The following is an 8,825-nucleotide window of genomic DNA, read 5'->3' as shown; positions in this document are numbered from 1 at the left end:
CCGCCGCACCCCGCGCCGCCAGCGCCCGCGCCGCCGCGGCACCGATGCCGCGGCTGGCCCCGGTGACCAGGGCCACCTGACCGTCGAGGCGGGTGTCAGCTTCGGTCATAGATCCTCCCTCCAAGTCACGCATCCGGCCAGTCAGAGCACGGCGTCGACGGCCTTCCGGACCCAGGCCAGATCCTCGGCCAGCGTCCGCCCGCAGTGCCGCACATCGACGGCGACGCCCCGGCGAAAGGCCAGATAACAGATCGCGCTGGCGGCGTTGTACAGCCGGACGCGCCAGCGGTCGATGCTGCGGTCGATCGCCGGCTCATAGGCTGCGATCGCGGCCTCCAGCAGGTCCTCGCGATCATGGTCGAAGACGAGGTACCGGAAATCATGATGGCGGTCGTCCCAGGCGGCGCCGTCATAGTCGAAGATGCCCTGCAGATCGGCCTTGGCTGGGTCGACCGCGATGTTGTGCACGCCGAGGTCGCCATGCACCAGGACACGGTCGCCATCGGGAACATTGAGCGCGTCCTGGATGTCCAGCACCCGGCCGATCCGAGTCAGAAGCGAGGAATCGTCGGTGACCTCTGGGAGGCGCTCGCGGATCCAGCCGACCGGCTCCGGCCAGGGAACGCGATCCGGCAGCCAGCCCGCGATGTCGGACCGGGCAATTCGGCTGTGCTGCTCCGCCAGGATCAATCCCAGGGCGTGTCCCAGTCGTCTGGCGACGGCAGGATCATTGGCAATGCGCCCATACAGGGCGAAGGGATCGCAGAGACCGGGCACCGCCGCGCGCAGATCGAAGCCGCTCTCGGCTTCGTAAAGAATTCGCGGCACCCGGAAGCGGCAGCGCTCGGCCAGGAGCCGGAGCAGCCGGCGGTCCGCCGCCAACCGGACCCCGCCCCGCGCATTCGCCGGAAACCACGCCATGCGGTCGCCGGGCAGCCGGACCAGCCAGCGATCCTCGCGCGCCTCGAGCGTGATCTCCTCTGGCCGAAGACTCAGACCGCCTTTACGCAGCGCGGCGCAAGCCTCCGCCGGGTTCAGCCGCGCCACGCCTGGCCCTCGCGTACCCGGACGGCCAGCACCCGCCGCACCCGATCCTCGACGGTGGTGTCGCCCTCGATCCGCAGCACCGGGCAGGGCAGCCGCGACAGCCAGGCCTCATGCGCCTGGAGGTTGCGGCTGACCCGCGCGCCGCTGTCGTAGGCCTCGGCCCAGTCGAGGAAGGCCTGGTAGGTGACGTGCATCGCCCCGCCGGGCGCCAAGGCCTCGGCACCGTAACGATCGAGCTCGCGGTCCCGCAGCCGCTGCATCCGCAGCGCCGGCGGAATGAGGAGGAAGACCACCAGGTCGAATTGCGGGATCAGCGGGTCGCCCCAGCCGAGCAGCGACCCGCTCAGCACCCAGTGATCCGCCCGGCCGAACCCCTCCTCCAGCAGCGCCAGCCGGTCGGGGATCGGCCGCTTCTCTCGGAACGGCGGATCGGTCGGCAGCCAGTAGACGTCATCGGTGTCCAGGTGCAGCGCGCCGGTCTCGGCCGTCAGCGCCCGGCCCAGCGTCGTGGTGCCGGAGCCGGCCGCGCCGGTGATGTGGATGCGCCTGGGCCTCATGGTCGTCCCTGTAGCCGCGTCTGCGACTTGCACATAGCGCAGCGGCATGATGTTGTCGCCCCGCCATTCCCTGCGCCTTCCTGCCACGAGTCTGCGATGCTGGTGATCTTCGACTGCAACGGCGTTCTGATCGATTCGGAAGTGATCTTCTGCGCCATCGATTCCGAGGCGCTGGCCCGGCTGGGCCACACCGTGGCGCCCGCCGAGATCGCCCGGCGCTTCTGCGGCACGCCGCATCACGTGGCCTGGAGCACGCTGGCGGCGGAGCTCGGCTTCACCGTCGAGGACAGCATCATCGAGGAGATCAGGGCGGAGAGCGCCCGGCGCTTCGTTACCGAGCTGCGCGCCATCCGCGGCGCCGCCGAGGCGATCGCGGCCGCTTCCGGCCTGGGCCACCCGCCCTGCGTCGCCTCCTCCACCGGCCTGCCCAATCTGCGCCGCAACCTGGAAACGGCCGGGCTGCTGCCACTGGTCGACCCGCATGTGTTCTCGGCCAGCCAGGTGAAGCGCGGCAAGCCGGCGCCGGACGTCTTCCTCTACGCTGCCTCGCAGATGGGCGCCGACCCGGCGGACTGCCTGGTGATCGAGGATTCGATCCACGGCGTCACCGCCGCCCGCCGGGCCGGGATGAAGGTGGTCGGCTTCACCGGCGGCGGCCATGCCGACCCCGAGCTGGCGCAGCGGCTCAGGGCCGCCGGCGCCGGCCGCAGCTTCGTGACGATGACGGAGATCGCGGCCTGGCTGGCGGCGGGGACGCCGCCGCCGAGCTACAGCCTGGGCGACGTGCTCAGGCCAGCGCCCGGAGCTGGCGCGCCAGGTCCGCGACGCCCGGCGCCGCGGCGGTGACCGGGCCGCTCTGCGCCCCGCTCGCGATGAAGTCGTCGGTCACGCCGCCCGCCTCCTGCACCAGCACCAGCCCGGCCATCACGTCCCAGGCATTGGTGTGGGCGGCGGCATAGCCGTCGAAGCGGCCGTCGGCGACATAGGCCAGCGACATCGCCGATGAGCCGAGCCGCCGGTACTCCGCGCCATGCGTCAGGATGTGGCCGATCTGCTCGACATGCTCCGGCACCTTGCGGCCCGGCGAATAGCCGACGCCGATCACCGCCGAGTCCGGCTTTGCCTTGGCGTTGACCGCGATCGGCGTGCCGTTGCGGGTGGCGCCCTGCCCGGCCGCGGCGCTGTACAGCTCGTCCCGCACCGGCTCGTAGATCACGCCCAGCGCCGGCTTGCCGTCGATGGTGGCGCCGATCGAGACGCACCAGACCGGCCGGTCGCGCAGGAAATTCGCGGTGCCGTCGATCGGGTCGAGGCCCCAGACGATGCGAGCGCCCTCGCGGTCCAGCCCGAACTCCTCGCCCAGCACGGCGTGATCCGGGAAGATCTCCTTGAGCCGGCCGCGGATCAGGGTCTCCACCGCCTTGTCGACCGCGGTGACGAAATCCTGCGGGCCCTTGGCCTCGATCGCGAGGTCGCGGTGCTCGGCCAGATGGGCCAGGGCCAGCCGGCCGCCGGCCCGGGCCAGCGCCTCGGCCACGATCCGCATCAGGGCGAGGGTCTGTCGATCGCTCACCGGATACTCCTGTTTCCTCGGAAGGCCGCGATCATCCTGGACCCGGCCCCTCCTCGACAACCGTGTAGTGGTGGACCCTGCCATCGAACCGGATCAGCGCGGCGACGGCGGCCGGCTCGACCACCGCCTGCTCCGGATCGTCCCCGGCGAAGGCGCGGATCGCGTCCATCGACTCCCAGCGGGTCAGCACCATGAACTCGATCTCGCCCGGCCGGTCCTGGCGCAGCAGCGAGGCGCCGCGGAACCCGGCGATGCCGCGCAGCGCCGGCAGCACCGCGCCGCGGAAATGCTCGGGATAGGCCGACGGGTTGGACAAGGCGGCGGTGCCGCGCCAGATACGGACGATCATCTGCAGTCTCCTTCCATGGCGGTCCGGTTGAATTTCCGAAATTGTGGATCAAGGAGCTGTACTAAACCTAAGCTGTCATTGGCGGGCTTGACCCGGCAATCCAGGGCCATCGAGAACGCTGTGAAAGCCCCTGGATCCTCGGGTCAAGCCCGAGGATGACAGTAAAATAGAACTTTAACCCAAAACAAACACGTTGTAGTTGTAGTTTTTCCCCAACCGGACAGTCGTGGGTCAAGCCCGGGCATGACAGCTTAAAATTGATCGGGTTGCTCTTGAGGCACTACCTTTGAATAGAGAACGCGGCCTCCCCGCCCCGTCCAAGCCGCTCGGGAATGACATGTCACACGGCCGGAACAAGTATCAGTCTCGGGAGAACCGCGCCCGCGTTCGCCGGGTCCTGCTGCAGGATTGGGATCCGATCGGCGTCCGAGACGTTGCCGAGGCGAGCGATGAGTATGACAGATACGCCGACAGAGCCTATGTCATGCTCATGGATGAGAGAGCGACAGCCGAGAGCATTGCCTCGTATCTCTATGGAATTGCTGTCGAACATATGGGGTTGGGACACAACACCCAGGGTAAGGAGGACGCCAGAAACGTAGCCGAGACCCTGGTCGCGCTGCGGCCCGAGTTCGAGACGCACTGACAGCCCTCAGCCATCCAGCTCGAACAGCTCCGGCCGGCGCTGGGCGATCGGCCCGAGCGACGACAGGATCTCGCGCAGGTGCCGGCGCATCGCCGCCTCGGCGGCGTCGGGGTCGTGCGCCCGCAGCCCGGCCACGATCTCCTCATGCTGCGCGATCAGCATCTCCAGCGGCGAGACGTCGGGCAGGCTGAGGTAGCGCACCCGGTCCATCTGCGCCTTCATGTTCTCGATCGTGCTCCAGGCCGGCAGGCAGTCGATCGCCTCGATGATCAGGCGATGGAAGCCCTCGTCCAGCGCCAGGAAACCGGCATGATCGTGGCGCCGGGCGGCGTCGTGCTGTGCCGCCAGGCTGCGGTCCAGCCGCTGCAGGGCCCGGTCGTCGATGCTCTCGGCGGCTAGGCGCACCACCGCCGCCTCCACCGCCTCGCGGATGAAGCGCCCCTGCTCGACCTGGCGGCGCGAGATCTTGCGCACCCGGGTGCCGCGCTGGGGCAGCACCTGCAGCAGCCCGGCCTCGACCAGCTTGATGAAGGCCTCGCGCACCGGCTGGCGCGACACGCCGAACATCTCCGACCCGTCCTTCTCGGACAGCGCGGTGCCGGGCGGCAGCAGGCCGGTGATGATCGCCTGGCGCAGCCCCTCATAGACCTGCCGGCCGATCGGCCCCTCGCCGCCCAGGGAGATGCGCCCCGGCAATGTCCTGGGCTCGTCCGCCCTGCGTCGTCCGGCCATGCGCCCTCCCGTTCCGGCTCGTTCTGGTCCCAGCATACAGGGGATTGCCCGGTGCGGTAGCGCATGGCCATCATGTTTCGCCATACTTGTATGGTGATTAAAGTTGCGCTATGGATCGAGCCGCTTCCTGCCGCGCAAAAGCGGCAACGGACAAGCCAGCCGGGAGAGAACGCGCCATGAAGATCGTCCGCGCCGATGTCATCGTCACCTGCCCCGGGCGCAACTTCGTCACGCTGAAGCTGGTCACCGACGACGGCGTCACTGGCATCGGCGACGCCACGCTGAACGGGCGCGAGCTGGCGGTGGCCAGCTATCTCCGCGACCATGTCTGTCCGCTGCTGGTCGGGCGCGACCCGCACCGCATCGAGGACATCTGGCAGTACCTGTACAAGGGCGCCTATTGGCGCCGCGGCCCGGTGACGATGAGCGCGATCGCCGCCGTCGACATGGCGCTGTGGGACATCAAGGSCAAGGTCGCCGGGCTGCCGCTGTACCAGCTGCTGGGCGGCGCCTCGCGCGACGGCGTGATGGTCTACAGCCATTGTACTGGCCGCGACATCCCGGAGACGCTGGACCGCTACGCCGCCTATCAGGAGAAGGGCTACAAGGCGATCCGCGTGCAGTGCGGCGTGCCCGGCATGGCCTCGGTCTACGGCGTCAGCAAGGGCGGCGATTCGTATGAGCCGGCGACCAAGGGCTGGCCCGAGGAGCAGGGCTGGTCGACCGAGAAGTACCTGAATTACGTGCCCAAGCTGTTCGAGGCGGTACGCGCGAAATACGGCTTCGACGACCATCTGCTGCACGACGTGCACCACCGGCTGACCCCGATCGAGGCGGCGCGGCTGGGCAAGGCGGTCGAGCCCTACGCCCTGTTCTGGCTGGAGGATCCGGTCGCGGCCGAGAACCAGGAGGCCTACCGGCTGATCCGGCAGCACACCACCACCCCGATCGCGGTCGGCGAGGTGTTCAACAGCATCTGGGACTGCAAGCTGCTGATCGAGGAGCAGCTGATCGACTATATCCGGGCGACGCTGACCCATGCCGGCGGCATCACCCATCTGCGCCGGATCGCCGATTTCGCCGCCCTGCACCATGTCCGCACCGGCTGCCACGGCCCGTCCGACCTGTCACCGGTGTGCATGGGCGCCGCCCTGCATTTCGACCTGTGGGTGCCGAATTTCGGCGTCCAGGAATATATGGGCTACCCCGAGCCGGCGCTGGAAGTCTTCCCGCACGCCTGGTCCTTCACCGACGGCTACATGCATCCCGGCGAGGCGCCCGGCCACGGCGTCGACATCGACGAAAAGCTGGCAGCCCGCTTCCCCTACGACCCTGCCTACCTGCCGGTGGCGCGGCTGGAAGACGGCACACTGACCAACTGGTAGAACGCCCCCTTCGGCATCATCGCTTCAGGAGATCGCCATGTTCGCCGCCGTGCTGCACCAAGCGAAGGATCTGCGGATCGAGGACCGCGAGCCGCCGCCGCTCGCCGCCGGCGAGGTCAAGGTGCGGTTCCGCGCCGGCGGCATCTGCGGCTCCGACCTGGCCTACTATTCCAAGGGCAAGACCGGCGACTTCCACCTGCGCGAGCCGCTGATCCTGGGCCATGAGATGGCCGGGGAGGTGGCGGAGGTGGCGCCCGACGTCGAGGGCTTGGCCATCGGCCAGCCGGTCGCGGTCAACCCCAGCCGGTCCTGCGGCCGCTGCGACTACTGCATGGCCGGGCTGGAGAACCAGTGCCTGAACATGCGGTTCCTGGGCAGCGCCTCGATCTTCCCGCACATGCAGGGCGCCTTCCGCGAATACCTGGTCGTGCYGGCGCGGCAATGCGTGCCGGTGCCGGAGCATGTCAGCTTCGCCGAAGCCTCGATGGCCGAGCCGCTGGCGGTGTCGCTGCACGCCGTCCGCCGTGCCGGGCCGCTCTTGGGCGAGGAGGTGCTGATCGTCGGCTGCGGCCCGATCGGCGCGCTGGTGCTGCTGGTGGCGCGCCAGGCCGGCGCCCGCCGCATCACCGTGGTCGACCTGGCCGAGAAGGCGCGCGAGACGGCGCTGGGCCTCGGCGCCGACGAGGCGGTCGACGGCCGCGACGAGGACCGCATCGCGGCGTGGAGCCGGAACCGCGGCCGCTTCGGCGTGACGATCGAGGCCTCGGGCGCCCCGGCCGGGCTGGACACCGCGCTGCGCGCCGCCCGCGCCCGCGGCCGGGTGGTCCAGCTCGGCAACATGCCCGCCGGCCAGTCGCCGGTCTCGGCCAACCTGGTGATGTCGAAGGAACTGGAATATCGCGGCTCCTTCCGTTTCGCCGAGGAATACGCGCTGGCGGTCGAGATGATCGCCGGCAAGCGGATCGACCTGAGGCCCTTGATGACCCACCGCTTCCCGATCCGCGACGCGGACCAGGCCTTCCAGGTCGCGCTCGACCGCAACCAGTCGATGAAGGTCCACCTCCTGGATCTTTGATATCGAAGAGAGCCGTCATTGCGAGGAGGCGAAGCCGACGAAGCAATCCATGCTTCCGCTCGAGCGGCCCTGGATTGCTTCCCCCGGCTCAAGGCCGGGGTCGCAATGACGATCCCTTCATAGGCTCGCCGGGTGTGAGCCGTCACCGCCCCGCACGCGGAAGGAAACCCATGTTCAAAAGCGTTCGCTGGCTGATCGTCGGCCTGCTGTTCATCGCCGGCATGATCAACTATCTCGACCGCTCGGCGCTGTCGATCGCGGCACCGCTGATCCAGCAGGACCTCGGCCTCGACCACGCCCAGATGGGCGTGATCTTCAGCAGCTTCTTCGCCGGCTACGCCGTGTTCAACTTCATCGGCGGCTGGCTGTCCGACCGGATCGGGCCGAAGGCGGTGTTCACCGGCGCCATGGGCATGTGGTCGCTGTTCTGCGGCTTGACCGCTGCGGCCACCGGCTTCGTCTCGATGATCGTGCTGCGCGTGCTGTTCGGCGTCGGCGAAGGGCCGCTGAGCTCGACCATGAGCAAGACCGTCAGCAACTGGTTCCCACGGCGCGAGGCGGCGACGGCGATCGGCATCGTCAATTCCGGCACACCGCTGGGCGGCGCCGTGGCCGGCCCGATCGTCGGCTACCTGGCGCTGGCCTTCGGCTGGCGCCTGGCCTTCGTCATCATCATGCTGCTGGGCTTCGTCTGGCTGGTGTTCTGGGTGCGGATGTCGACCGACCGGCCGGCCCAGCATCCGCGGATCAGCGACGCCGAGCGCCGGCTGATCGAGGAGGGTCAGGCCGAGATCGACGCCGCTGCCCGGCTGCCGGCCCACGGCCTGGGCTATTACCTGCGGCAGCCGATCGTGCTGGCCACCGCCTTCGCCTTCTTCACCTACAACTACGTGCTGTTCTTCTTCCTGACCTGGTTCCCGAGCTACCTGACCGAGGTGCACAAGCTCAGCATCAAGGATATGAGCCTGGCCACGGTGATCCCCTGGCTGCTCGGCTTCCTGGGCCTGGCGCTGGGCGGCTTCGTCTCCGACCGCATCTTCCGGCTGACCGGCCGGGCGCTGCTGTCGCGCAAGCTGGTGCTGATCGGCGGGCTCGGCGTCGCCGCCGTGGGCGTCGCCCTGGCCGGCGAGGTGGCCGATGTCAGCAGCGCGGTGGCGCTGATGTCGGTGTCGATCTTCGGCCTGTACCTGACCGGCTCGATCTACTGGGCGGTGATCCAGGACGCGGTGCGCGGCGAGAATGTCGGCGGCGTCGGCGGCTTCATCCACTTCCTGGCCAATCTCGCCGGCATCATCGGGCCGGCGGTGACCGGCTTCATCATCCAGGCGACCGGCGGCGTCTACACCAGCGCCTTCGTGCTGGCCGGCGGCCTGGCCGTGCTCGGCGCCGTGGCCTCGCTGGTCTTCATCCGCGAGCCGCGCGGTCGCACCGGCGGGATCGCGGTCGAGGGGGCCGAGTAGG

General features: G+C 69.1%; 10 protein-coding genes and 1 pseudogene. 5 read left to right on the top strand and 6 right to left on the bottom strand.

Annotation, left to right across the window (positions count from 1 at the left end; all coding sequences use genetic code 11):
• The 3 genes and pseudogenes from AB4Z01_RS29965 to AB4Z01_RS29955 all read right to left on the bottom strand — a co-directional run.
• Positions 1-109, bottom strand: a pseudogene (locus AB4Z01_RS29965) (gluconate 5-dehydrogenase); the annotation flags it as partial.
• Between the two features lie 32 nt (positions 110-141).
• A complete protein-coding gene (locus tag AB4Z01_RS29960) occupies positions 142-1,047 on the bottom strand; it encodes a phosphotransferase family protein (RefSeq protein ID WP_441699831.1) in 906 nt (301 codons plus the stop codon).
• The gene (locus AB4Z01_RS29955) at positions 1,035-1,604 is read right to left on the bottom strand and encodes an adenylate kinase (protein ID WP_441699829.1); all 570 of its coding nucleotides are present in this window, start codon (positions 1,602-1,604) and stop codon (positions 1,035-1,037) included. The genes AB4Z01_RS29960 and AB4Z01_RS29955 overlap by 13 nt, the downstream gene beginning before the upstream one ends.
• Positions 1,605-1,700: 96 nt before the next feature.
• On the opposite strand from AB4Z01_RS29955, the gene AB4Z01_RS29950 reads away from it, so the two are divergent.
• The gene (locus AB4Z01_RS29950) at positions 1,701-2,450 is read left to right on the top strand and encodes an HAD family hydrolase (RefSeq protein WP_441699828.1); all 750 of its coding nucleotides are present in this window, start codon (positions 1,701-1,703) and stop codon (positions 2,448-2,450) included.
• Here the strand turns inward: AB4Z01_RS29950 and AB4Z01_RS29945 are convergent.
• Positions 2,392-3,177 (bottom strand): inositol monophosphatase family protein, encoded by a 786-nt coding sequence (locus tag AB4Z01_RS29945; protein ID WP_441699826.1) that lies wholly within the window; start codon positions 3,175-3,177, stop codon positions 2,392-2,394. The genes AB4Z01_RS29950 and AB4Z01_RS29945 overlap by 59 nt on opposite strands.
• Positions 3,178-3,208: 31 nt before the next feature.
• A complete protein-coding gene (locus tag AB4Z01_RS29940) occupies positions 3,209-3,526 on the bottom strand; it encodes an antibiotic biosynthesis monooxygenase family protein (protein WP_441699825.1) in 318 nt (105 codons plus the stop codon).
• Between the two features lie 337 nt (positions 3,527-3,863).
• Here AB4Z01_RS29940 and AB4Z01_RS29935 point away from each other — a divergent pair, with 337 nt between their 5' ends.
• A complete protein-coding gene (locus AB4Z01_RS29935) occupies positions 3,864-4,172 on the top strand; it encodes a hypothetical protein (RefSeq protein ID WP_441699824.1) in 309 nt (102 codons plus the stop codon).
• 6 nt (positions 4,173-4,178) lie between these two features.
• Here the strand turns inward: AB4Z01_RS29935 and AB4Z01_RS29930 are convergent, their stop codons facing one another.
• Positions 4,179-4,904: a GntR family transcriptional regulator gene (locus AB4Z01_RS29930; RefSeq protein WP_441699823.1), complete on the bottom strand. Its 726-nt coding sequence runs from the start codon at positions 4,902-4,904 to the stop codon at positions 4,179-4,181.
• Positions 4,905-5,080: 176 nt separating this feature from the next.
• On the opposite strand from AB4Z01_RS29930, the gene manD reads away from it, so the two are divergent.
• The 3 genes from manD (at position 5,081) to AB4Z01_RS29915 (ending at position 8,824) form a co-directional block, all read left to right on the top strand.
• Positions 5,081-6,289 (top strand): D-mannonate dehydratase ManD, encoded by a 1,209-nt coding sequence (gene manD / locus AB4Z01_RS29925; RefSeq protein ID WP_441699821.1) that lies wholly within the window; start codon positions 5,081-5,083, stop codon positions 6,287-6,289.
• A gap of 37 nt (positions 6,290-6,326) precedes the next feature.
• Positions 6,327-7,364, top strand: coding sequence for an L-idonate 5-dehydrogenase (locus AB4Z01_RS29920; RefSeq protein ID WP_441699819.1), 1,038 nt, complete (start codon positions 6,327-6,329; stop codon positions 7,362-7,364).
• Positions 7,365-7,534: 170 nt separating this feature from the next.
• Positions 7,535-8,824: an MFS transporter gene (locus AB4Z01_RS29915; RefSeq protein WP_441699817.1), complete on the top strand. Its 1,290-nt coding sequence runs from the start codon at positions 7,535-7,537 to the stop codon at positions 8,822-8,824.
• Position 8,825 lies beyond the last annotated feature (1 nt).

This window comes from Inquilinus sp. YAF38 (assembly GCF_052113205.1).
GTDB lineage: Bacteria > Pseudomonadota > Alphaproteobacteria > DSM-16000 > Inquilinaceae > Inquilinus.
This window is presented reverse-complemented; position numbering and strand designations above follow the sequence as displayed.